The 22120-nt window shown below is 71.1% G+C and carries 21 protein-coding genes; 17 read left to right on the top strand and 4 right to left on the bottom strand.

Annotated features, from left to right (window positions below; translation table 11 throughout):
• The first annotated feature begins 285 nt into the window (after window positions 1-285).
• The 16 genes from ACFY9V_RS07350 to ACFY9V_RS07275 all read left to right on the top strand — a co-directional run bounded on the left by ACFY9V_RS07350 (window position 286) and on the right by ACFY9V_RS07275 (window position 17331).
• Window positions 286-918, top strand: coding sequence for a hypothetical protein (locus tag ACFY9V_RS07350; RefSeq protein ID WP_355334461.1), 633 nt, complete (start codon window positions 286-288; stop codon window positions 916-918).
• Between the two features lie 259 nt (window positions 919-1177).
• On the top strand, window positions 1178-2977 hold the full coding sequence (locus ACFY9V_RS07345; protein WP_391160019.1) for a DUF6801 domain-containing protein: 1800 nt from the start codon (window positions 1178-1180) through the stop codon (window positions 2975-2977).
• Window positions 2978-2995: 18 nt separating this feature from the next.
• Window positions 2996-3976 carry an ATP-binding cassette domain-containing protein gene (locus ACFY9V_RS07340; protein ID WP_355334456.1) on the top strand — a complete coding sequence of 327 codons (981 nt, stop codon included), beginning with the start codon at window positions 2996-2998 and terminating at the stop codon, window positions 3974-3976.
• Entirely contained in the window at window positions 3973-4824 is an 852-nt protein-coding gene (locus ACFY9V_RS07335; RefSeq protein ID WP_188279770.1) for an ABC transporter permease, read from the top strand. The genes ACFY9V_RS07340 and ACFY9V_RS07335 overlap by 4 nt, the downstream gene beginning before the upstream one ends.
• 3 nt (window positions 4825-4827) lie before the next feature.
• Window positions 4828-5709, top strand: coding sequence for an ABC transporter permease (locus tag ACFY9V_RS07330; protein ID WP_391160018.1), 882 nt, complete (start codon window positions 4828-4830; stop codon window positions 5707-5709).
• On the top strand, window positions 5706-7076 hold the full coding sequence (locus tag ACFY9V_RS07325; RefSeq protein ID WP_391160016.1) for an MCE family protein: 1371 nt from the start codon (window positions 5706-5708) through the stop codon (window positions 7074-7076). The genes ACFY9V_RS07330 and ACFY9V_RS07325 overlap by 4 nt, the downstream gene beginning before the upstream one ends.
• Window positions 7073-8107: an MCE family protein gene (locus ACFY9V_RS07320; RefSeq protein WP_391043749.1), complete on the top strand. Its 1035-nt coding sequence runs from the start codon at window positions 7073-7075 to the stop codon at window positions 8105-8107. The genes ACFY9V_RS07325 and ACFY9V_RS07320 overlap by 4 nt, the downstream gene beginning before the upstream one ends.
• A complete protein-coding gene (locus tag ACFY9V_RS07315; protein ID WP_355334446.1) occupies window positions 8104-9189 on the top strand; it encodes an MCE family protein in 1086 nt (361 codons plus the stop codon). Before ACFY9V_RS07320 ends, ACFY9V_RS07315 begins: the two co-directional genes overlap by 4 nt.
• The gene (locus ACFY9V_RS07310; protein ID WP_391160015.1) at window positions 9186-10310 is read left to right on the top strand and encodes an MCE family protein; all 1125 of its coding nucleotides are present in this window, start codon (window positions 9186-9188) and stop codon (window positions 10308-10310) included. The genes ACFY9V_RS07315 and ACFY9V_RS07310 overlap by 4 nt, the downstream gene beginning before the upstream one ends.
• Window positions 10307-11479 (top strand): MCE family protein, encoded by a 1173-nt coding sequence (locus ACFY9V_RS07305; protein ID WP_391160012.1) that lies wholly within the window; start codon window positions 10307-10309, stop codon window positions 11477-11479. The genes ACFY9V_RS07310 and ACFY9V_RS07305 overlap by 4 nt, the downstream gene beginning before the upstream one ends.
• Window positions 11479-12831 carry an MCE family protein gene (locus ACFY9V_RS07300; protein WP_391160009.1) on the top strand — a complete coding sequence of 451 codons (1353 nt, stop codon included), beginning with the start codon at window positions 11479-11481 and terminating at the stop codon, window positions 12829-12831. The genes ACFY9V_RS07305 and ACFY9V_RS07300 overlap by 1 nt, the downstream gene beginning before the upstream one ends.
• On the top strand, window positions 12828-13337 hold the full coding sequence (locus ACFY9V_RS07295) for a hypothetical protein (protein ID WP_391160007.1): 510 nt from the start codon (window positions 12828-12830) through the stop codon (window positions 13335-13337). Before ACFY9V_RS07300 ends, ACFY9V_RS07295 begins: the two co-directional genes overlap by 4 nt.
• Window positions 13338-13350: 13 nt before the next feature.
• On the top strand, window positions 13351-13980 hold the full coding sequence (locus ACFY9V_RS07290) for a hypothetical protein (RefSeq protein ID WP_391160006.1): 630 nt from the start codon (window positions 13351-13353) through the stop codon (window positions 13978-13980).
• Window positions 13981-13991: 11 nt separating this feature from the next.
• Window positions 13992-14645, top strand: coding sequence for a nuclear transport factor 2 family protein (locus tag ACFY9V_RS07285; RefSeq protein ID WP_391043760.1), 654 nt, complete (start codon window positions 13992-13994; stop codon window positions 14643-14645).
• A 33-nt stretch (window positions 14646-14678) separates the two neighbouring features.
• Window positions 14679-15563 carry a hypothetical protein gene (locus ACFY9V_RS07280; protein ID WP_391160004.1) on the top strand — a complete coding sequence of 295 codons (885 nt, stop codon included), beginning with the start codon at window positions 14679-14681 and terminating at the stop codon, window positions 15561-15563.
• Between the two features lie 406 nt (window positions 15564-15969).
• Window positions 15970-17331, top strand: coding sequence for a glutamine synthetase family protein (locus ACFY9V_RS07275; protein WP_188279782.1), 1362 nt, complete (start codon window positions 15970-15972; stop codon window positions 17329-17331).
• Here the strand turns inward: ACFY9V_RS07275 and ACFY9V_RS07270 are convergent.
• Complete coding sequence (locus tag ACFY9V_RS07270; protein ID WP_391160002.1) at window positions 17291-17794, bottom strand: ArsR family transcriptional regulator; 504 nt, start codon at window positions 17792-17794, stop codon at window positions 17291-17293. The two genes, ACFY9V_RS07275 and ACFY9V_RS07270, sit on opposite strands and share 41 nt — an antisense overlap.
• Window positions 17795-17929: 135 nt before the next feature.
• Here ACFY9V_RS07270 and ACFY9V_RS07265 point away from each other — a divergent pair, with 135 nt between their 5' ends.
• The gene (locus ACFY9V_RS07265; RefSeq protein ID WP_391160000.1) at window positions 17930-18244 is read left to right on the top strand and encodes a hypothetical protein; all 315 of its coding nucleotides are present in this window, start codon (window positions 17930-17932) and stop codon (window positions 18242-18244) included.
• Between the two features lie 48 nt (window positions 18245-18292).
• On the opposite strand, the gene ACFY9V_RS07260 is transcribed toward ACFY9V_RS07265, so the two are convergent.
• Genes ACFY9V_RS07260 through ACFY9V_RS07250 form a run of 3 tightly spaced genes read right to left on the bottom strand, consistent with a single transcriptional unit; the run spans window position 18293 to window position 21543 of the window.
• Window positions 18293-19312: a TolB family protein gene (locus tag ACFY9V_RS07260; RefSeq protein ID WP_391044256.1), complete on the bottom strand. Its 1020-nt coding sequence runs from the start codon at window positions 19310-19312 to the stop codon at window positions 18293-18295.
• A gap of 20 nt (window positions 19313-19332) precedes the next feature.
• Entirely contained in the window at window positions 19333-20655 is a 1323-nt protein-coding gene (locus ACFY9V_RS07255; RefSeq protein WP_391159998.1) for an MFS transporter, read from the bottom strand.
• Window positions 20656-20658: 3 nt separating this feature from the next.
• Window positions 20659-21543 (bottom strand): alkaline phosphatase family protein, encoded by an 885-nt coding sequence (locus ACFY9V_RS07250; RefSeq protein WP_391159996.1) that lies wholly within the window; start codon window positions 21541-21543, stop codon window positions 20659-20661.
• Window positions 21544-22120 lie beyond the last annotated feature (577 nt).

The raw sequence follows: 22120 nt of genomic DNA, 5'->3' as shown, positions 1-22120 counted from the left end.
CGCGCACCGCGCGGCCGACTTGCTCACTTGCTTATAAAAAATCCCGGCGCACTGTTGCTTCCGTGACAGAAAAATACCCGAGAGTAGGGTCCGCCGGAGAATCTTGGCCGGGATTATTGCGCCTCCGGGTTACCCGTGCGTAACGTCCTGCTCCGCAAGGGCAACCGAGCGGAATCGGTGCCACGTTCCAGGTAGTGAGTCGTAACCGAATTCCCCTTCCCGCCACACATGGAAGACGCGGAAGCCGGTTTATCAGGTACGTCATCTCCCAGGAAGGATCAGCCCGTGCACAAGCTCTCCAGGACCGCCAAGGGAACCATGGTCACCGGTGCCGCGATGGCGGCGGCGCTCGGCCTCGCGGTCAGCCCGGCCTCGGCCGTCACGTACACCGTCTCGGGCAGCTCGTCGACCGGTGCGATCACCGCGACGGCCACCACGCCCACGCTGACCGACACCACCACGGGCACCAAGCTCACCTGCACCTCGTCGGCGGCCACCGCCACCGTGACCAACGGTTCGCACGGCGGCACCCTCGGCACCATCAACACCGTCTCGTGGAACACCTGCAAGGTCGGCGGCATCACCTTCTCCGTCGCCGCCCAGGGCACCCCGTGGACGCTGACCGGCACCGCCGCCACCACGTCCGCGGGCGTCACCACCGGCACGCTGACCGGCGTCAAGGCCACCCTGTCCGGTCTGTGCAACGCGACCTTCGCCGACCCCAGCGGCGTGGGCAACGGCGCCACCCTCAACGCCACGTACACCAACTCCACCCACACGCTGGCCATCACCGGCGGCACCCTCAAGGCGTACAACGTCTCCGGTCTGTGCCTCGGCCTGATCAACAACAACGACCTGGCCACCTACTCGGCCGGCTACGTCGTGACCCCCACGACGCTGAAGGTCGTCTCTCCCTGAGCCCCGCCCCTCGCGTAACACCGGCCGCCGCGACCGCTGAAGCCCGCGCCGGCCGAACCGGGACCCCGGACCGCCGCAGTGGCGGCCGGGGTCCCGAACACGCACTGGAGGACAAAACTCCGCTTGTGTTTTGTCATTCGGTGACAGGAAATCCGCCCCGGTCCACGCCGTCGAATATTCGTCCGGTCGATCACTTGTGGGGCCTTATTACTCGACCGTAATGTCCTGCGTCGCCGACGCCTTCCTGAGGAGTTCCGTAATGAGGGGTGCCGTGAAGCCGCGCCGCGCGGTGCGGTTCGCCGCTGTCGCAGCGGCGGCGCTCCTGGCCGGACTGCTGCCAGGACCCGACTCCGCGGCCAGCGGCCCGGACGGCAAGGTGACCCTCGGATACGCGTGCGCCTTCCCCGCCGGTACGGCCGCCGACGGCTCCGGCGGCACCGGCGGCACCGACAAGGCCGTCGTCCAGGACGTCACCGTCGCGCTGGTGCAGAACTACCCGGACACCGCCGTGGTCGGAAAGCCCATCCAGCCGGGCGACCTGACGGCGACGGTCACCATGCCGCGGGCCGGCGCCGAGGCGCTGCTGCCCGCCGGCGCCACAGCCCTGACCGGCGCCGCGAGCCTCACCGCCCATGTCGCGCAGGGCACTTCGCGAGCGGACGCCGTATGGCCGGGACTGACCGCCCCCTCGACACCGCTCAAGGGCGACGGGGACCTGGTGCTCACCTTCGGCGGCGCGGTGCCGCCGCTGACGGTCACCGCCTCCGGCGAAGTGCGCTTCACCGCAGGGGAGTTGGACCTCAAGCTCAGCCCCGTGACCGACCCCGCGTCCGCACCGCCCGACTCCCCGAGCACCGGCACCGACAGTGCGACCGGCACCGACAGCGACAGCGCGTTCGGCGCCGACAGCGCGACCGGCGCCGACAGCGCGACCGGCACGGCCGCGGACTCCGCCGGTACGGGCCAGGCCGCCAAGGACGCCGCCGACATCATCGGCACCTGCGCCCCCAAGCCCGACCAGGGCGACCTCCTCGGTACCGTCTCCGTCCCCGGCACCCCCGGCGGCTCCTCGGGACCCGGCCACGCCACCGCGCCCGGCGGCTCCTCGGCCGCCGCCCCCACGCCGCGCACCGGCTCCCGCGCGGGCGTCGGCAAGACCGGCGAGGGCGCGGGCGACGGAGCCCCCGACGCCGCCCGGTCCGACGGCCGCAACACCATCACGCTGGCCTCGCCCCCGCACTCCGGCGTGCACGACTGCGAGGACCCGCCGGAAGGCGACACCGACCCCGCGGTCATGGACTCCATTCCCCGGCCGCCCAACGCCGTCCGCAGCCCCGGCCCCGGCGACCCGCCGTTCCCCCCGTACTCCCAGTGCGGTTACGTCACCGGCTACTCCAACGTCTTCAAGCTCAAGGGCGCCGCGGTCATCAACGACCTGACCAAGAAGCCGACCCGCGTCACCGTCGTGCAGAAGAGCATCTGGACGGAGTTCACCGACCCCGACCCGCTCAAGCAGTACTTCGAGATCGACTCGATCGCGAAGCTGGCCCTGCCGCCGTCCGACACCACCTTCCTGACCTTCGGGTTCGTGCCGGTCACCGCCCGGATGGAACTGCTCCCCAAGGGCCTGATGACCGTCGTCACGGTCGGCACCAGCAACCTCGGCACGATCACCACCAGCACCATCTACGGCAAGCAGGAACTGCGGCTGTCCGACGTCAAGGTCAACGGCGTACCGCTGGACGTCGGTGCCGACTGCCGCGCCTCGGCGCCGCTGGACATCAAACTCGTCGGCTACGACCGCAGTTCACTGACCGGCCGCCCGACCGGACCCACGGACTACGGAGTGCAGGACGGCGGGCCGCTGGCCCAGGACGACCTCTACATTCCCCCGTTCACCGGCTGCGGCAGCCACGGAGAGAACCTGAATTCCCTCTTCACCTCGGCGATATCGGGGCACGGCAACTCACTGAATCTCATCCAGGGACCGCTGTGCGTGCCCATCGCGGCCTCGGGATGCGATCCGGAGATCGCCTTTCCCGAACCGCCCCACCACTGATCAGCTCCGGGAGGTGCAATGGGAATCGAAGTGATCGTCGAAGGACTCACCAAGTCCTTTGGTACGCAGAACGTCTGGCAGGACGTCACGCTCACACTGCCGCCCGGTGAAGTCAGCGTGATGCTCGGCCCTTCCGGAACCGGCAAGACGGTATTCCTGAAATCGCTCATCGGCCTGCTCAAGCCCGAACGCGGCCGGGTGCTCGTCGGCGGCGTCGACATGGTGAACAGCCCGGAGCGCGACATCTACGAGGCGCGCAAGATGTTCGGCCTGATGTTCCAGGACGGCGCGCTCTTCGGGTCGATGAACCTCTTCGACAACATCGCCTTCCCGCTGCGCGAGCACACCAGGAAAAAGGAGTCCGAGATCCGCCGCATCGTCATGGAGCGGGTCGACATGGTCGGCCTCCTCGGTGCCGAGGGCAAACTGCCGGGCGAGATATCCGGCGGCATGCGCAAACGCGCGGGACTCGCCCGCGCCCTGGTGCTCGACCCGCAGATCATCCTGTGCGACGAACCCGACTCCGGCCTCGACCCGGTCCGCACCTCGTTCATCTCGCAGCTCCTCATCGACCTCAACGCGCAGATCGACGCGACGATGCTGATCGTCACCCACAACCTCGACATCGCCTCGACCGTGCCCGACAACATGGGCATGCTCTTCCGCCGCGAACTGGTCGCCTTCGGCCCCCGCGAGCTGCTGCTCACCAGCAACGAGCCGGTCGTACGGCAGTTCCTCAGCGGACGCCGCGACGGACCGATCGGGATGTCGGAGGAGAAGGACGAAGCGGCCCTGGCCCGCGAGCAGTTGAACGGCCGCGAGCTGCCCGCGGCCCCGCGCCGCGTCGCGCCGCAGCTCGAACCGTCACCCGGACTGCCGCCCCGGCAGGCGGTACAGCGCCGCAGGGCCCGCGTCCTGGCCATGTGGGACCAGCTCCCGGCCGCGACCCGCGAAGCCGTACAGGCCGGACTCGTCCCCGTCCAGGGGGAGCCCGCATGACCGCGCCCGTACGGGTCCCGGGACCGGGACCCGAGCCGACCCCGCCGCGCCCCGAACGCGTCACCGTGCCGCGCCGCCCGATCCCCGGCACCGGCGCGCTGCGCGAGACCGGGCAGCTCATGACGCTCGCCGCCACCACCGTGCGCGACACCTTCCGCAGGCCGTTCCAGATGCGCGAACTCATCGAGCAGTTCTGGTTCGTGGCCAGCGTGACGATCCTGCCCGCCGCCCTGGTCTCGATCCCCTTCGGCGCCGTCATCGCCCTGCAAGTCGGCTCACTGGCACAGCAGTTGGGTGCCCAGTCGTTCACCGGCGGCGCCAGCGTGCTGGCCGTCATCCAGCAGGCGAGCCCGCTGATCGTCGCCCTGCTCATCGCGGGCGCGGGTGGCAGCGCCATCTGCGCCGACCTCGGCTCGCGCAAGATCCGCGAGGAACTGGACGCGATGGAGGTGATGGGCGTCTCCCCGGTGCAGCGGCTGATCGTGCCGCGCGTCCTGGCGACGATGCTCGTCGCGGTCTTCCTCAACGGCCTGGTCTCGGTCGTCGGCACCGCGGGCGGCTACTTCTTCAACGTCATCGTCCAGCACGGCACCCCCGGCGCGTACCTGTCCAGCTTCTCCGCGCTCGCCCAGCTCCCCGACCTGTACATCAGCGAGATCAAGGCCGTGATCTTCGGCTTCATCGCGGGCATCGTCGCCGCCTACCGCGGCCTGCACCCCAAGGGCGGCCCCAAGGGCGTCGGCGACGCGGTCAACCAGTCCGTCGTCATCACCTTCCTGCTGCTGTTCCTGGTGAACGTCGTCCTGACCGCGATCTACCTCCAGCTCGTCCCGCAGAAGGGAGCCTGAGCGATGGCGCTCCTGGACAAGGACACCCCGCAGGCCGAGCCGCCGCCCGAAGGACCACGGCCGCGCCGACGCCGGAACACCGGCCGCTGGCTGCACTGGCTGGACGAGACCGGCGACCACTTCATCTTCCACATCACCGCCGTGCTGTGGATACCGCGCACCCTGCGCCGTTACCTCAAAGAGGTCCAACGCCTGCTCGCCGAGGTCGTGTTCGGCAGCGGCGGCCTCGGCGTCATCGGTGGCACCGTCGGCGTGATGATCGGCATGACCCTCGCCACCGGCACCGTCGTCGGCCTCCAGGGCTACGCGGCGATGAACCAGCTCGGCACCGCCGCGTTCACCGGCTTCATCTCCGCCTACTTCAACACCCGCGAGATCGCCCCGCTCGTCGCGGGCCTGGCCCTGTCGGCCACCGTCGGCGCCGGATTCACCGCCCAGCTCGGCGCGATGCGGATCAACGAGGAGATCGACGCGCTGGAGGGCATGGGCCTGCGCAGCATGCCGTACCTGGTCACCACCCGGATCATCGCCGGGGTCGTCGCCATCGTCCCGCTCTACGGCATCGGCCTGCTCAGCAGCTACGTCGCCTCCCGGATGGTCACCGTCATGTTCAACGGCCAGTCCGCGGGCACCTACGACCACTACTTCAACCTCTTCCTGTCCCCGCAGGACGTCCTGCTCTCCGGACTGAAAGTGCTGATCTTCAGCGTCATCGTGATCCTCGCCCACTGCTACTACGGGTTCACCGCCAAGGGCGGCCCCGCGGGCGTCGGCATCGCCGTCGGCCGCTCGGTGCGCAACGCCATCGTGATCATCTCGATCACCGACTTCTTCCTCAGCCTGGCGATCTGGGGCGCCACCACGACGGTGCGGGTGGCGGGATGACCACCACCGACACCCGTCCCGCCGGAGCGCCCCCGGCCCCGCGCCGCCGCCCGACCGGCGGCGCCACCGCCCGTCGCAGGACCGCCGGCGTCGTCTTCCTGCTGGTGCCCGCGCTGCTGGCCTGGCTCGCGGTCGCCGTCTACGACAAGACGTTCAGCGACACCGCGACCGTCCACCTGGAGACCGGCACCGTCGGCAACGAGATGCACCAGGGCGCCGACGTGAAACTGCGCGGGGTCGTCGTCGGCCGGGTCGCCTCGATCAGCGCCGACGGCGACGGCGCCCGGCTCAACCTCGCCATCGACCCCGGCCAGCTCAAGCGCATCCCCGCGGACGTCACCGCGCAGATGCTGCCCACCACGCTGTTCGGCGAACGCTTCGTGGCCCTCGTACCCCCCGCGGGCACCGACACCACCGGCGGCGGCCCCACCCTCGCCGCCGACAGCACCATCGCCCAGGACCGCTCCAGCGACGCCATCGAGCTCCAGCAGGTGCTCGACAACGTGCTGCCGCTGCTCACCGCCGTCCAGCCGCAGAAGCTCGCCGCGACCCTCAACGCCGTCGCGACCGCGCTCGACGGCCGCGGCACCCAGCTCGGCACCACCCTCGTCCAGCTCGACCGCTACCTGACCAAGCTCAACCCCGAACTGCCCGTGCTGAACGACGACATCAAGCAGCTCGTCACCGTCAGCCACGTCTACAACGCCGCCGCGCCCGACATCGTGCAGGCCCTCACCGACTTCACCAGGACCAGCGGCACCATCGCCGAGGAACAGGCCGACCTCAGCAGCGTGTACGGCAGTACCACCGCCACCGCGCAGGACCTGACGACGTATCTGCGGCAGAACAAGGACACCATCATCCGGCTGACCGCCGACAGCCGCGGCACCCTCGGGCTGCTCGCGAAGTACTCCCCGTCCTTCCCCTGCACGCTGCGCACCCTGGCCGCCTTCGTCCCCGTCATGGACAAGGCGCTCGGCAAGGGCACCCACGAGCCGGGACTGCACGTCGACCTCACCAGCGTGCCGTCCCGCGGCAAGTACGTACCCGGCAAGGACACCCCGGTGTACGACGCGAGCGGCGGCCCGCAGTGCTACCCGGTCCCGTACACCGGCCGCGGCGGCGCACCGGCCGCGACGCACTCCACGAAGTCCGCGACCTCGCCGACCGCCACGACGTCCACGACGTCCACGGCGTCCATGTCCACCGTGACCACCACCGACTCCCCGGCCAACTCCCCGCAGGAGAACGAGCTGATCAACGAACTCCTCGCGCCGGGCATCGGCACCGACCCCGGCTCGCTCCCCGACTGGAGCAGCCTGCTCACCGGTCCCGTCTACCGAGGGGCGGAGGTGACGGTGCGGTGAAGCGCCGCAGCCTCGTCGGACCGATCGTCAAGTCGCTGATCTTCATCCTGGTCACCGCGCTGGCCACCACCGTCCTCGCGGTGAGCATCGCGGGCGGAACCGACGTCGGCGACACCTCCGGCTACAACGCCCGGTTCACCGACGCCACCGGCCTCACCTCGGGCGACAGCGTCCGGATCGCCGGGGTCAAGGTCGGCCAGGTCGACTCGATCAAGGTCGTCGACCACCGCGTCGCGCAGGTGCACTTCTCGGTGCAGCGCGCCCGGAAGCTGCCCGGCTCGGTGACCGCCACCATCAAGTACCTCAACATGGTCGGCCAGCGGTACATCGACCTCCAGCAGGGCACGGGACCGGTCGGCCAAGCGCTCGCCCCCGGCGACACCATCCCGCTCCAGCGCACCACCCCGGCCCTCGACCTCACCCAGCTCTTCAACGGCTTCCAGCCGCTGTTCCAGGGCCTGTCGCCCAAGGACGTCAACCAGCTCGCGGGCGAGATCGTCCAGGTGCTCCAGGGCGAGGGCGGCACCGTCGACAGCCTGATCAGCAACGTCGGTTCGCTGACCACAACGCTCGCCGCCAAGGACAAGGTGATCGGCCAGGTCATCGACAACCTCAACTCGGTGCTCACCACGGTGAACACCCGCGAGGCCGGGTTCAACGACCTGGTGACCTCGCTCCAGCAGCTCGTCAGCGGCTTCGCCTCCGACCGCGAACCGATCGGCCAGTCGATCACCGCGATCTCCCAACTCACCACCAGTACCGCCGGGTTGCTCACCGACGGCCGCCAGCCGCTGAAGGACTCCATCGCCCAGCTCGGCCGGCTGTCCACCAACCTCGCCGACAACACACCGCAGTTGGAGAACTTCCTCACCAAGACCCCGGCCAAGCTCCAGACCATCGGCCGGCTCGCCTCCTACGGCTCCTGGCTCAACCTCTACCTCTGCCAGGCCACCGTCGCCGGGGTCACCACCTCCGACGGCAGCAAGCCGCCCACCGGCATAGCGATCACCGAATCGAGGTGCCGGTCATGAACCGCCCCCGCATACCGACCCCGCGCCTCCGCTTCCGCGCCCCCGCGCGCCGGGGCCGCCCCCTCTTCCGGCCGCTGCGCGAACGCAGCCCCGTCCTCGTCGGCACCGTCGGCCTGCTCGTGCTCGCCCTGGCCGGCCTGGTCGCGTACAACGCGGACGCGCTCCCGCTGATCGGCGGCGGCACCACGTACAGCGCGAGCTTCACCGAGGCCGCCGGGCTCAGGTCCGGCAACGAGGTGCGGGTCGCGGGCGTCAAGGTCGGCAAGGTCACCGGGGTGTCGCTGGACGGCGCCCAGGTCAAGGTCACCTTCCGCGTCAAGGACACCTGGATCGGCGACGCCAGCACCGCCGCCATCGGCATCAAGACGCTGCTCGGCGAGAAGTACCTGGCCGTCGACCCGCTCGGCAGCCGCGCGCAGAACCCCGGCCAGCGCATCCCCAGGACCCGCACCACCTCGCCGTACGACGTCACGCAGGCGCTCGACGGCCTCGGCAACACCCTCGGGTCGATCGACACCACGCAGCTCGCCGCCAGCTTCCAGACCCTCTCCGACACCTTCAAGGACACCCCGGCCTCGGTGCGCAGCGCCGCCACCGGCCTGTCGTCGCTGTCGCGGACCATCTCCAGCCGGGACGCCCAGCTCGCCGACCTGCTCGCGGGCAGCAAGCAGCTCACCAAGACCCTCTCCGACCAGAACAGCCGCTTCCAGACGCTGATCTCGGACGGCAACCTGCTGCTCGGCGAGATCCAGAAGCGCCGCGACGCCATCCACGCGCTGCTCACCGGCACCCAGGACCTCGGCACCCAGCTCAACGGCCTGGTCGCCGACAACAACCGGCAGCTCGGCCCGACCCTGGACGCCCTCGACCGGGTCACCGGCGTACTGCTCGCCAACCAGTCCAGCCTCGACAAGGCGCTCGCCCTGGCCGGGCCCTACTACCGGCTGGTCGGCAACACCCTCGGCAACGGCCGCTGGTTCGACAGCTATCTGTGCGGCCTTGTCCCCAAGAGCTATCTGCCCCCGGGCACCCAGCCGACGACCGGGTGCGAGCCGCCCAAGGCGACGGGAGGCACATCGTGAAGGCATCCATCGGCCGCGCCGCGCGAGGGCGGCGGGCCATCGCCCTCGGCACGGTGCTCGCCGTCGTCCTCGCGGCCCTCGCCTACGGCGGCGTACGCCTCTTCGGCGGCCCCGACGGCACCCGGATCACCGCCTACTTCGACCACGCCGTGGGCGTCTACGCCGGATCCGACCTGCGCGTGCTCGGCGTCAAGGTCGGCACCGTCGACTCGGTGAAGCCGCAGGGCAAGCAGGTCAAGGTCGTGCTGGTCCTCGACCACGGGGTGAAGGTCCCCGCGGGAGCCGGCGCCGTCGTCGTCGCGCCCAGCGTCGTCGCCGACCGCTACATCCAGCTCACCCCGGCCTACACCGGCGGCCCCCGGATCACCGCGGGCACCGTCATCCCGGCCACCCGCACCGCGACCCCCGTCGAGGTCGACCAGCTCTACGAGAGCATCACCCGGCTCAGCGACGCCCTCGGCCCGAACGGCGCCAACGCCACCGGCGCCCTGTCGAACCTCCTCGACACCGGCGCGAAGAACCTCGACGGCAACGGCAAGGCCATCGGCGACAGCATCGACCAGCTCGGCCAGGCCACCAAGACCCTCAACGGCCACAGCGACGACCTCTTCGCGACCCTGTCCTACCTCCAGTCCTTCACCACCATGCTGAAGAACAACGACGGCAAGGTACGGGCCGCCACCGATCAACTCTCCACCGTCAGCGGCTTCCTGGCCGAGGACAAGGAGAACCTGGGCGGCGCGCTGCACCAACTGTCCACCGCGCTCGGCCAGGTGAAGACCTTCATCCAGGACAACCGGGCCCGGCTGAAGACCAGCATCGGCAAACTCGCCCCGATCACCCAGACGTTGGTCGACCAGCGCGCGTCACTCGCCGAACTCCTCGACACCGCGCCGCTGGCCGCCGACAACCTCCTCAACGCCTACGACCCGCAGTACGGCACCATCGACGGGCGCGCCAACATCAACGAACTGAGCATGGGCGGCGACATCTCGCCCGCCGCCGCCAAGGACACCGCAAGGACCGGCTCCGACTTCACGCCCGCGGCCAAGGACGCCAAGACCCTGCCGCTGCCCCTGCCGGCGGTCGGCACCGTCTACACCAAGGGGGCGGCCCGATGAAGCGTCCGCACACCCGGGGGAGCGCCGCCACCGTCGGCGGGACCGCGCTGCTCGCGCTCGCCCTCGCCGGCTGCTCGCTGAACGTCCAGAACGTGCCGTTGCCCGGCGGCGCCGACCTCGGCGGCCACCCCTACACCGTGAAGGCCGACTTCGCCGACGTCCTCGACCTCGTCCCGCAGGCGTCCGTACGCGTCAACGACGTCGCCGTCGGCCGCGTCACCAAGATCGGCCTCGGCGCCGACGGCTGGTCCGCGACCGTCACCATGAAGGTCAACGGCAAGGTGAGACTGCCCGCCAACGCGTACGCGCACCTGGAACAGTCCAGCCTGCTCGGCGAGAAGTACATCCAGCTCTCCGCGCCGCCCGGCACGCGGGCCGCCAGCGGCACCCTGCGCGACGGCGCCGTCATCCCCGCCTCGCGCACCAACCGCAACCCCGAGGTCGAAGAGGTCTTCGGCGCACTGTCCATGCTGCTCAACGGCGGCGGCGTCGCCCAGCTCAAGACCATCTCGGTGGAGCTGAACAAGGCCCTGACCGGCAACGAACCGCAGATCCGCTCCATGCTCCACCAGGTCGACACGCTCGTCAGCGACCTCGACGCCCACAAGCAGGACATCACCGACGCGCTCGACGGCGTCAACGAACTGTCCGCCACCCTCGCCGCCCGCGACCAGAAGATCGGCACCGTACTGACCGGCCTCAGCCCCGGACTGAAGGTGCTGGAGCAGCAGCGCGGCTCGCTGGTCACCATGCTGCGCTCGCTGGACACGCTCTCCGGCGTCGCGGTGGACACCGTCAACCGCAGCAAGGACGACATGGTCGCCGACCTCAAGGCCCTCGCGCCCACCCTGCGACGGCTCGCCGACGCGGGCGACGCGCTGCCCGACTCGCTCCAGGTGCTGGTCACCTACCCGTTCACCGACGAGGTCCTCAACGGCGTCAAGGGCGACTACCTCAACGTCTACCTCGACCTGACCGCCGTACCCGGCACGCAGCTCATCCCCGAGATGCCCGCGTCCGGGAACGTCTACCCGCCCGACCCCGAGAACCCGATGTCCGCGCACACCAAGGCCGACCGGACGACGACGGTCGACAAGAAGCTGCGGGAGGCGGGCATCCCGCTGCCGCTGCCGTCGGTCACCGGCTCGACCAGGACCGGGGGCCGCTGATGCTGACCCGCGTCACCATCGCCAAGAACATCGCCTTCCTGCTGATCGCCGGGCTCGTGCTCGGCTTCATCGGCGTCCGCTACGCCGACCTCGGCCGGTACGTGGGCCTGCGCGGCTACTACACCGTCAAGGTCGAACTCCCCGAAGCGGGCGGCCTGTTCGAGCACGCCAACGTCACCTACCGCGGCGTCTCGGTCGGCCGGGTCGGCCCGATCAGACTCACCGACGACGGAGTGGAGGCGTCGTTGCGGATCAACGACTCCGCGCCGCACATCCCCTCCCACCTCAAGGCCGTCGTCGCCAGCCTGTCCGCCGTCGGCGAGCAGTACATCGACCTGCGGCCGACCACCGACCAGGGGCCGTATCTCGCCGACGGCTCCCGCGTCGAACGCGCCGACACCACCATCCCCGCGCCCGTCACCAACCTGCTCACCAGCGTCAACAGCCTGGCCGGATCGGTCCCGTTGAAGTCCCTTCAGACCGTCGTCGACGAATTCGGCAAGGCGTTCGCGGGACAGGGCGACAACCTCCAGTCGCTGCTCGACACCAGCGGCGAGTTCATCTCCGCCGCGGACATGAACCTGCCCGGCAACATCACGCTGATGGCCGACGGGCGGACGGTGCTGCGCACGCAGGCCGACGAGGGCGACGCACTCAAGTCCTTCGCCAGCAGCGCAAGTCAGCTCGCCAAGCAGCTCAACGACTCCGACACCGACCTGCGACGGCTCATCGCCGCGGCGCCCGACGCGGCGGGACAGGTCAGCGCGCTGCTGCGGGACGTCGGACCCCAACTCAGCGTCGTCCTGGCCAACTTGCTGACCACCTCGGACGTGGCCGTCACCAGACAGCACGGCATCGAGGAATTCCTGGTCAAGGTGCCCGCGGTGGCCGCCGCCGGATCGACGGCGGTGGACGGCAAGGGCCTGCACTTCGGCATGGCCGTCACCTTCTTCTCCCCGCTGCCCTGCACCTCCGGATACGGCGGCACCACGTACCGCAACGGCCTGGACACCAAGGCGCCCGCCACCGCCCTCAACACCGCGGCCCGCTGCACCGCCCCCGCCTCCTCCGGCACCGACGTGCGCGGCTCGGCCAACGCCCCGAGCGGCGGGGGCGTCCCGAACCCCGTGCAGCCCGGCTCGGTGCTGCCGACCGGCGCCGGGACCCCGTCCGCCGCGGGCCCGTCCACCGGGACGACGACGTACGGCACGAGCGTGCTGCCGGGAGCGCTGGGCCTGCCCTCGCTGCCGACCGGGCCCAGCGGCGGCACGATGGCGGATCTGCTCGGCCTCGGCGACACGCGGTTCGGTGACACGCGCTCCGGTCACACGGGCTTCGGGGGCACCCGATGAGCGCCCGCCGGTCCACCCTGGTCTGGGTCACCGCGTGGGCGGTCGCCGCCGTGGTGTGCGCGCTCGGCGCCTGGTCGTACGCGGACACGCGCGGCGACGGCACGCTCAATTACGCCAAGGCCCGCGACGCCGTACTGACCGACGGGCAGTGGGACATCACCCGGCTGAACACGGTGGACGCGGCCCACCTGGACCGCGACCTCGCGGCCTGGCTGGACACGACGACCGGGCCGCTGCACGACCGCATGAGCCGTACGCACACCGCGGACGCCGCCGCGCTCAAGCAGTCCGGCACCTCCACCCGGGGCACGGTCACCGACGCGGCGGTCACCGAACTCGACACCAGGGCCGGTACGGCGAAGCTCATCGCGACCGTGCAGGTCCGGGTCATGCCGCGCGGCGGCGCGGCCACCACCGACCGCAAGCGGTTCGAGGCGGGCCTGTCCCGTACCTCGGACGGCTGGAAACTCACGGCGCTCACCGCGGTGCCCGTCGGCGCGAGCTAGGAGAGGCGGCCCAGTGAGCACCACGCATGAGCCCGAGGCCGAGGCGGCGGAGGCCGAGGCGCCGCAGACCGACGCATCGGGGGCCGCCGCTCCGGACGAGGCGGAGGCCAACGAGGCCGCCGCCGGACGGCGTTGGCGGTGGCCGTACGGTGCGCGGCGTACGGCGGCGGTCGCCGCGATCGTGCTGCTGCTCCTCGGCGGCGGCGGATTCGATTACGCGGCCCACCGGTTGACCGACCCGGCCGCGACGGACAACCGCGCGCTGACCGACACCGAGGCGACCAACCGGGTCGTCGGGGACGTCAGCAACGCGCTCGGCAAGATCTTCGCGTACACGCCGGAGGACACCGGGTCGACCGAGCGGGCCGCCCGCGACCTGCTGGACGGCGCGGCGGCCGACCAGTACCAGGCGCTGTTCGGGCAGATCCGGCAGCGCGTCGCCGAGCAGCAACTCACCCTGACCACACGGGTGGTGCGCGCCGGGGTCGTCCGGCTCACCGCCGACCACGCCCGGCTGCTGGTCTTCCTCGACCAGACCGCCCAGCGCAAGGGCGCCGCGGCCACCAGCGCGGCGGCCCAACTCTCGGTCACCGCCAGGCTCGACGGCGACCACTGGCGGATCACCGATCTCAAGGCCCGGTAGGAGAAAGACGGATGGCACGGATGCCCTTCAAGGGTGGCGGCGGGTCGCGGGACCGGCTCGGGGCGCGGCTGCGCGCGCCGGGTCGGTCCCTGCTCGCCACGGCCGTCGCGCTCGCCGTCGCCGCGGCGGTCGCCGCCGCCCTGACCGGCTGGTCCTGGTACGGGGCCGCGCACGACGACGACGCGGCCTTCGCCCGGACCCGCGACACGGTGCTCGCGGCGGGGGAGCAGGCGGTGCAGAACATGAACACCCTGGACCACTCCGATGTCGACCACGGGCTCGACATCTGGGAGAGCTCCACGACCGGCGACCTGCACAGCCAACTGGTCCAGGGGCGGGCCGCGTTCGAGAAGCAGGTGCGGCAGGCCCAGACGGTCAGCACCGCGAAGATCCTGTCCGGCGCGGTCACCGAACTCGACACCAGGACCGGCAAGGCCAGCGTCATGATCGCGCTGCGGATCACCGTCGAGGCGCCCAAGGCCAAGCCCGCGGTCAAGGAGAGCCGGATGCTCGGCGAACTCACCCGCACCGACACGGGCTGGAAGCTCAGCGCCCTCGGCCAGGCCCCGATGGGCGACAGCGCCGCGGACCCGTCCGCGTCCTCGCCCCCGAGCGGCGGCACCGCCACCGCGAGGCCGTCCCCGTCCACCACCGACGGCCAGTAAGCCGCCCCGCCGTCCGCGAGAGGACCGCCGCCCATGTCGACCACCCGCCACCTCATCAACCGCCAACGCCGCCTGGCGGCCACCGCGCCGCCGCGCGAGCGCGTGACCCGCACGGCGGAAGCCGCCACCGACATCCACTCCGACTCCGACTCCGACACCGCCACCGACACCCACTCCGACACCGACTCCGGCCCGGAGACCGAGGCGGAGGGCGGCGGCCGTTCGGAGCGCTCCGGCCGGGGCCGCGCCGCGACCGCCGTCCGCACCCGCCCTGCACGGCCGCCGCGTACGTCCGACAGGGCGGCCGACGTCACCGCCGACGTCACCGCCGGGACTGCCACCGGCACGGCCGCCGACGCTGAACCCGAGGCCGGGAGCGGCCCGCGCACGTGGCGCCCGCGGCCTGTCACCGTCCTCACCGTCGGCCTCGCCCTGCTGACCGTGCTGCTCGGCGGCCTCGCCGCCTGGTCCGCGGGCAAGGCGTCCGACCTGCGCGACTCGGTGGCCTCCGGCAACACCGCGCTGACCGACACCGCCCGCACCAGCGAGGTCAAAGGCACCGTCGCCCAGGCCGTGAACGCGGTCTTCTCCTACAACTACGCCGACACCGCCCGCACCGACGACGCGGCCAAGCGCGTACTGACCGGAAAGGCCGTCCAGCAGTACGCGACGATGCTCGCCCAGGTCCGCGCCCAGGCGCCGGCGCAGAAGCTCGTGCTGACCACGACCGTCACCGACACCGGCGTGGAACTGCTCGACGGCGACCGCGCCCGCGTCCTGGTCTTCGCCGACCAGAGCAACACCAGCACCGCCAAGTCCGCGAACGCGGCGACCACTTACGCGGCGGCGATGTTCGCGGTGGACGCCGTGCACCAGGACGGCACCTGGAAGATCGCGAGCATCGACACCTTCGGGTAGCGAGGACCCCACGATCAGCGGTCGCGGCCAGCGGTCGGTGAGTCGCCAGCCGGCGTCCAGCAGATAGCCGACGACGGCGGGCCCCGCGACGGCCGCCGCCACGCGTGCGTGTGCCCACGGATACGGCTCCTCGTACGGGTACGCAGCTGTGGCGAACAGACGTACGTCTTAGGCAAGGCTACCCTTATCAAAACGCTGACCTTTCCGCGCCATCACCGATCAGGCGCCGCGATCAGGCGCCGCGCGATGATGAAGGACTCGTCGCGGGCAGGCACTATGGGGGAGAGGGCCCCCGCAACGCGCCGGAAATCGCGTGATGGGATGCTCGGCTCGCAATCCCGGATGTGCGTCCCCGATATGGCCAGTGGCGGGGAGCAGGTGGCCTGACCGGCAAGGATGGATGGATATGGACAAGCAGCAGGAGTTCGTTCTCCGCACCCTGGAGGAGCGGGACATCCGCTTCGTCCGCCTGTGGTTCACCGACGTGCTCGGCTACCTGAAGTCGGTCGCCGTCGCACCGGCCGAACTGGAGCAGGCCTTCGACGAGGGCATCGGCTTCGACGGCTCCGCCATCGAGGGCTTCGCCCGGGTGTACGAGTCCGACATGATCGCCAAGCCGGACCCCAGCACCTTCCAGATCCTGCCCTGGCGCGCCGAGAGCCCCGGCACCGCGCGCATGTTCTGCGACATCCTCATGCCCGACGGCTCCCCGTCGTACGCCGACCCGCGCTACGTCCTCAAGCGCGCGCTCGCCAAGACCTCCGACCTCGGCTTCACCTTCTACACCCACCCCGAGATCGAGTTCTTCCTGCTCAAGGACAAGCCGATGGACGGCGGGCGGCCGACCCCCGCCGACAACTCCGGCTACTTCGACCACACCCCGCAGAACGTCGGCATGGACTTCCGCCGCCAGGCCATCACGATGCTGGAGTCCATGGGCATCTCGGTGGAGTTCTCGCACCACGAGGGCGCCCCCGGCCAGCAGGAGATCGACCTGCGCTACGCCGACGCGCTCTCCACCGCCGACAATGTGATGACCTTCCGGCTCGTCATGAAGCAGGTCGCCCTCGAACAGGGCGTGCACGCCACCTTCATGCCCAAGCCGTTCTCCGAGCACCCCGGCTCCGGCATGCACACCCACCTGTCGCTCTTCGAGGGCGACCGCAACGCCTTCTACGAGTCGGGCGCGGAGTTCCAGCTCTCCAAGGTCGGCCGCTCCTTCATCGCGGGCCTGCTCCGGCACGCCGGTGAGACCGCCGCGGTCACCAACCAGTGGGTCAACTCCTACAAGCGGATCTGGGGCGGCTCCCAGCGCACCGCGGGCGCGGGCGGCGAGGCCCCCTCGTACATCTGCTGGGGCCACAACAACCGCTCGGCCCTGATCCGCGTCCCCATGTACAAGCCCGGCAAGACCGGCTCCACCCGCGTCGAGGTCCGCTCGATCGACTCCGGCGCCAACCCCTACCTCGCCTACGCCGTCCTCCTCGCCGCGGGCATGAAGGGCATCCAGGAGGGCTACGAACTCCCGGCCGGCGCCGACGACGACGTCTGGGCCCTGTCCGACTCCGAGCGCCGCGCCCTCGGCATCGAGCCCCTCCCGCAGAACCTCGGCGAGGCCATCACCCTCATGGAGCGCAGCGAACTCGTCGCCGAGACCCTCGGCGAGCACGTCTTCGACTTCTTCCTGCGCAACAAGAAGCAGGAGTGGGAGGAGTACCGCTCCGAGGTCACCGCCTTCGAGCTGCGGAAGAACCTCCCGAACCTGTAGCCGAGAGGAGCTGCTCGGCCTGCGGGGTGCGGCGGTAGTAGACGCGGTGGCCGTGGCGGGTCCGGGTGAGGAGACCCGCCCGGTGCAGGCGCGTGAGGTGGTAGGAGACGGTCGACGGGTCCAGATGGTGGAGCTCGGCCAGCTCCGTGGTGGTGAGGGGGCGGCCCAGCGACAGCAGCAGGCTGTGCCGGGTGGCCCCCAGGACGTCGGCCGCCGGGTGGCCGCCCTGTACGGCGCGGCGGCCTGACGGAGCGCGGGGCACCGGATAGCAGAGCATCGTGTCGTGCTGGAACATCGGGTCGAGGCCCGGCGTCAGGTCCCCGGTGACGGTGGGGATCATGACGACGGCCGGGGCGTGCGGCACCGTGGTGCGGAACGGGCTGCGGACGGTCAGTGTGCCGTCGTGCCAACCGGTGTCCGGATGCAGGGAATCCAGGACCGCGCCGGTTCCCTGCCGGGCCATGAGCTGGGAACGGGCGTTGATATCGGCTTCGAGGCGGCCACGGATCCAACGTCGGCGTCTACTTGGGGCTGCCCGGAGAATCGGTGCGCGTTTACGCGCGACCGTGAACGGCAATGCGTCGGCACGGTCGGCTTCGTGGCCGCGTCCCCCGCCCAGGCGGTGGACTGCAACCTCCCCCCGGTGGGCGACATGTGCCTGCACATCCACAACACGGACACCAACACGTGGTACTGGCTCGGGCCGTGGAACGCCTGCGCGGTCCACAACATCGCCATCGACGAGCAGGCCACCTGGATCAACAACAACCAGGTCGGCGGGGTGCGCACCACCTTCTACTACGGCCGCGACGGCAAGAACCCCATCGGCAGCGTCGCCCAGGACTACTCGGGCCGCCCGCCCGGCTACACCGACAGCGACCTCTCCTCCGCGCAGTCCGTCCGCGTCTGCTGACCCGCGCCCCCCGAGGCGGGGCCGCCCCGGAGGACGTCACCTCCGGGGTCAGGGCAGCCAGGCGGGGGCCAGGGCCGAGGGGGTGAGGAGGCGGGGGGCGCCGGTGCCGTCGGCGGGGGCGGTGTACAGGTCGGAGCCGTAGTCGCCGGGGAGGGAGTAGACGACGGTCGCGTTGTCGGACCACACGGCCTGGTCGTCGACGCTGCGGGTCTCGGCCAGCGGCCACTCGCGCGAGGTGGCCAGGTCGAGGACGTAGAGGCGCCAGGGGGCGTCGGCGGGCAGGCCGGGCACGCGTTTCTTGAAGGCGATCCGGGTGCCGTCGGGGGAGAGCGACGGGCACTCGACGTTGGTGCGCAGCGTGGTGACGGTACGGGCGGCGACGTCGCCGCGCACGAGGTAGGTGTGGCCGCCGGTGGCGAGCGTGGCGTAGAAGTGCCGGTCGTCGGCGAAGGTGACGCCCCAGAAGTTGATATCGGCGGCGCGCACGCGGCGCCCGTCGCGGGTGACGGCGTAGTCCTCGAGGGACGACTGGAGGGTCCCGGTGCGGGTGTCCAGGATCGAGGTGCGGGTGGAGAAGTCGGTGCCCGCGTACGAGTCGCCGCCGACGAAGACGGTCCAGGCGGCCATCCGCCCGCTGGGCGAGACACGGGCACGGGTCGGGATGCCCGCGAGCGGCACACGGCGGGTGGCGCGCAGCGCCGAGTCCAGGACGACCGCGTCGTACGAGTCGTTGACCGCGCCGCGCTTGGCCTGGAGGCAGATGCCGGTGCCGCCCGCCGCGTAGAAGCGCAGGCACTTCACGCCGGACGCGACGCGGGGCCCGTCCGGCGCGGAGGCGGGCACCGAGGCCAACTCGTCGCGGTGCGGCCCCCACGCCATGGAGCGGAAGACGATACGGGGGCCGCCGGCGGCCAGCGAGACCGTACCGGCGCGGACGGCGGGGCCGCCCGCCTGCACCTGGTTCTTCCGGTCGGCCCGGTCGGCGGCCCGCCAGACCGCGACCCCCGCCACGCACGCCAGCACGGTGATGCTGGCCAGCAGCACCAGCAGCCGGTTGCGCATGCTCATACCGCCCTCGACCCGCCCGCTCATGCCGTCGCCTCCGGTGCCGTGGGAGTCCGTGACGGCCGCAGCCGGACCGACAGCGCGACGCTCGCCGTCAGTGCCAACGCGGCCCCCGTCAGGGCGGATTGGTCGCCCCACGCGGTCCACGCCGCCCCGAAGGCTATGGAGCAGAAGAAGCGCGCGGCGGCCTGCCCGGTCTGTACGAGCGCGAGCCCGCTGGAGCGCAGCGCCGCCGGTACGGAACCGGCCGCGGCCGCCATCAGCACGCCGTCCGTGGCGGCGTAGAAGGCCCCGTGCAACGCCAGTACGGCGTACGGCAGTACGCCCGCCCGCAGGTGGGCGAGGAGCAGCCCGTACGCCAGGAGCAGCGCGAAGTGGCCGCCGACGAAGACCCGCCAGCGGCCGACCCGGTCCGCCCAGCGGCCCAGCGGCACGGCGAGCAGCAGGAAGGCGGCGGCGGTGCCCAGCGGGAGGAGCGCGAACCACCGGTCGGGGACGCCGAGTCGGCGTTGCAGCAGCAGATAGACGAAGGAGTCGCTGACGGTGGCGAGCCCGAGCGCCACCGCGCACAGCGCCAGCCCGCGCAGCTCCCGCCGCCCGAGCAGCCCCACGGCGGCCCGTAAGGACGGCCGGTCAACGTCCTTGTCAGGCACGGGAGTTGACCGCCGTACGCCCGACGGCACGAACAGCAGCAGCACGACCACGCCGACCGCCGCCACGCAGAAGCTGACGGTGAAGACCGCGTCGTATCCTTCCGCCGCCTGACGGAGGATCAGGAAGGCGGCCAGCGGCCCGAGAAGCGCCCCGGTGGTGTCCATCGCGCGGTGCACACCGAACGCCCGGCCCCGCGACTCCGGCGGCGCCGACAGCGAGATGAGCGCGTCGCGCGGCGCGGTCCGCAGACCCTTGCCGGTGCGGTCGACGGCGAGCACCGCGCCGATCAGCGGCAACGTGTGCACGGCCAGCAGCAGCGGCTTGCACAGCGCGGACAGCCCGTACCCGAAGGCGGCCACCGCCTTGTGCCGCCCGCCGCGGTCGGCGAGATGACCGCCGACCAGCCGTACCACCGCGCTGAATCCGTTGTAGACGCCGTCGAGCAGACCGAAGCCGAGCGGGGAGAGCCCGAGCCCGGTGACCAGGTACAGCGGCAGCACCGCGGTGACCATCTCCGACGACACATCGGTGATGAGGCTGACCGCGCCGAGCGCGAGCACCGTCGAGGTGACCGCGGACGACCGCCCGGGACGCGGGCCCCGGGCGGTCGTCGGCGCTGTCGTCGGGCTGTCCGCCGCGCTCGTCGGTGCGGGTGTCGCGGGCGTGCTGCCGCGGCTCTCGCTGACGTACATCGGTCAGTTGGTCCAGATGCCGGTGATGTCCGCGGCTGACGCGGCGTTGCCCGCGTGCCCCGAGGTGCCCGCCAGATCCTCCAGCGTGCGCAGCAGGTTGTAGTGGTTGTAGTTGGTCGCGGACGAACTGCCCGCGGTGACCGGCTGACCGTAGAAGACGGTCGGAATCCGGTTGCCGCTCAGCGAGTTGTCCTCGTCGAAGGTCACGACCAGCACGCTGTTGTGGGTCTTCGCCCACGTCGCGTACGCGCCCAGGTTGTTCTTGATCCAGGTGTCGCCGGTCGCCACCGAGCAGTCGTGCATGTCGCTGCACAGATTCGGTACGACGAAGGACATCCGCGGCAGCGTCGAGTAGTCCGTCGGGAACTGCGCGAAGGTCTTCGCGGTCGACGTCGGGACATTGCCGAAGCCGAACCACGGGTTGTGCTTCTGCGCGTAGTTGCCGCTCTTGCAGGTCGTCGAACCCTGGCTCGGCAGCGTCTCGTTGTAACTGCCGAAGGTCTTGCCCGCGGCGATCACCTCGGAGCCGAGATTCGCGGCCGAGCTGAAGCCGATCTTCACGCAACTGTCGTCCGTCACGCCCTGCGTGGACCCGGAGAACAGCGCGTAGTAGTTCGGCTGGCTCGGGTGCGTGATCGCGTGGCTTTGCGTGAGATTCGCGCCGCCGGTCGCCAGCGAGTTGATGTACGGCGCGCTCGAACTGCCGATGACCTGGCTGTACGCGTGGTTCTCCATGACCACCACGAGGGTGTGGTCGGGGGTGGGCACAGAACCGGCCGCGTGCGCCGAACCGCCGAGACCGGTCCACAGACCGACGGACGCGGCGGCGAGGCCGACTGCGGACAACAGAGCGGTGCGGCTGCGGCGGGGCAGAGTCCAGCCGTGCACGGCGTACCTCCGGTAGTGGGGGGAAGGACGAGGAACCGCTGTACATGACAAATTTTAAGAGCCCGATCACGTCAGGGCGAGCGGGCGCCGGGTGAAATGAAGGCGAACACCGAGGTACGGCCTGCCGCCGACTCCCACAACCCTCCTGCCGGGGACACCGCCCCCCAGCCCCCTACCGGGCAGCCCCGCCCACCACGCCGCGCCACTCTCCCGCGTGGCCAAGCCCGCGATGTCCGCCCGCACGGCGGGGGCCGCCGGCCGGGAGGGGGGTGGTGTGGTCGGTGAGTCGGCGCTGCGCGCGCGCCGCGTGGTGCGGGTCGTGCGGTTGCGCCCATGCCATGCGTGCCGTACGGGGCCGGGCCGCGCCGCGTGGTGCGGGTCATGTGTTTACGCCCACGCTCGTGCGGGCGTCTTGTCCGCTCGGGCGGGGCGGTGGATGGGGTCGTGTGCGGGGCGCGGGATCGGGGTCGGGTGGACTGGTGGCCGCACTCCGGCTACCGAGCCCCCCGCAGGGGGTTACGCTCAAACCGAAGCCTTGATCGATCCGGGCTTGCGCGGGACCGTTCCGGGGTACGGG

The organism is Streptomyces sp. NPDC008317 (assembly GCF_042955955.1).
GTDB lineage: Bacteria > Actinomycetota > Actinomycetes > Streptomycetales > Streptomycetaceae > Actinacidiphila.
The sequence above is the reverse complement of the archived record's forward strand: the minus strand, read 5'-3'. Positions and strand labels throughout refer to the sequence as shown.

Excerpts from the sequence above, each read along its gene's own strand:
- ACFY9V_RS07345 (WP_391160019.1), top strand. The coding sequence starts at position 1,178 with ATGAGGGGTGCCGTGAAGCCGCGCCGCGCGGTGCGGTTCGCCGCTGTC.
- ACFY9V_RS07340 (WP_355334456.1), top strand. The coding sequence starts at position 2,996 with ATGGGAATCGAAGTGATCGTCGAAGGACTCACCAAGTCCTTTGGTACG.
- ACFY9V_RS07335 (WP_188279770.1), top strand. The coding sequence starts at position 3,973 with ATGACCGCGCCCGTACGGGTCCCGGGACCGGGACCCGAGCCGACCCCG.
- ACFY9V_RS07330 (WP_391160018.1), top strand. The coding sequence starts at position 4,828 with ATGGCGCTCCTGGACAAGGACACCCCGCAGGCCGAGCCGCCGCCCGAA.
- ACFY9V_RS07325 (WP_391160016.1), top strand. The coding sequence starts at position 5,706 with ATGACCACCACCGACACCCGTCCCGCCGGAGCGCCCCCGGCCCCGCGC.
- ACFY9V_RS07315 (WP_355334446.1), top strand. The coding sequence starts at position 8,104 with ATGAACCGCCCCCGCATACCGACCCCGCGCCTCCGCTTCCGCGCCCCC.
- ACFY9V_RS07305 (WP_391160012.1), top strand. The coding sequence starts at position 10,307 with ATGAAGCGTCCGCACACCCGGGGGAGCGCCGCCACCGTCGGCGGGACC.
- ACFY9V_RS07300 (WP_391160009.1), top strand. The coding sequence starts at position 11,479 with ATGCTGACCCGCGTCACCATCGCCAAGAACATCGCCTTCCTGCTGATC.
- ACFY9V_RS07295 (WP_391160007.1), top strand. The coding sequence starts at position 12,828 with ATGAGCGCCCGCCGGTCCACCCTGGTCTGGGTCACCGCGTGGGCGGTC.
- ACFY9V_RS07285 (WP_391043760.1), top strand. The coding sequence starts at position 13,992 with ATGGCACGGATGCCCTTCAAGGGTGGCGGCGGGTCGCGGGACCGGCTC.
- ACFY9V_RS07280 (WP_391160004.1), top strand. The coding sequence starts at position 14,679 with ATGTCGACCACCCGCCACCTCATCAACCGCCAACGCCGCCTGGCGGCC.
- ACFY9V_RS07275 (WP_188279782.1), top strand. The coding sequence starts at position 15,970 with ATGGACAAGCAGCAGGAGTTCGTTCTCCGCACCCTGGAGGAGCGGGAC.
- ACFY9V_RS07270 (WP_391160002.1), bottom strand. The coding sequence starts at position 17,794 with ATGGCCCGGCAGGGAACCGGCGCGGTCCTGGATTCCCTGCATCCGGAC.
- ACFY9V_RS07260 (WP_391044256.1), bottom strand. The coding sequence starts at position 19,312 with ATGAGCATGCGCAACCGGCTGCTGGTGCTGCTGGCCAGCATCACCGTG.
- ACFY9V_RS07255 (WP_391159998.1), bottom strand. The coding sequence starts at position 20,655 with ATGTACGTCAGCGAGAGCCGCGGCAGCACGCCCGCGACACCCGCACCG.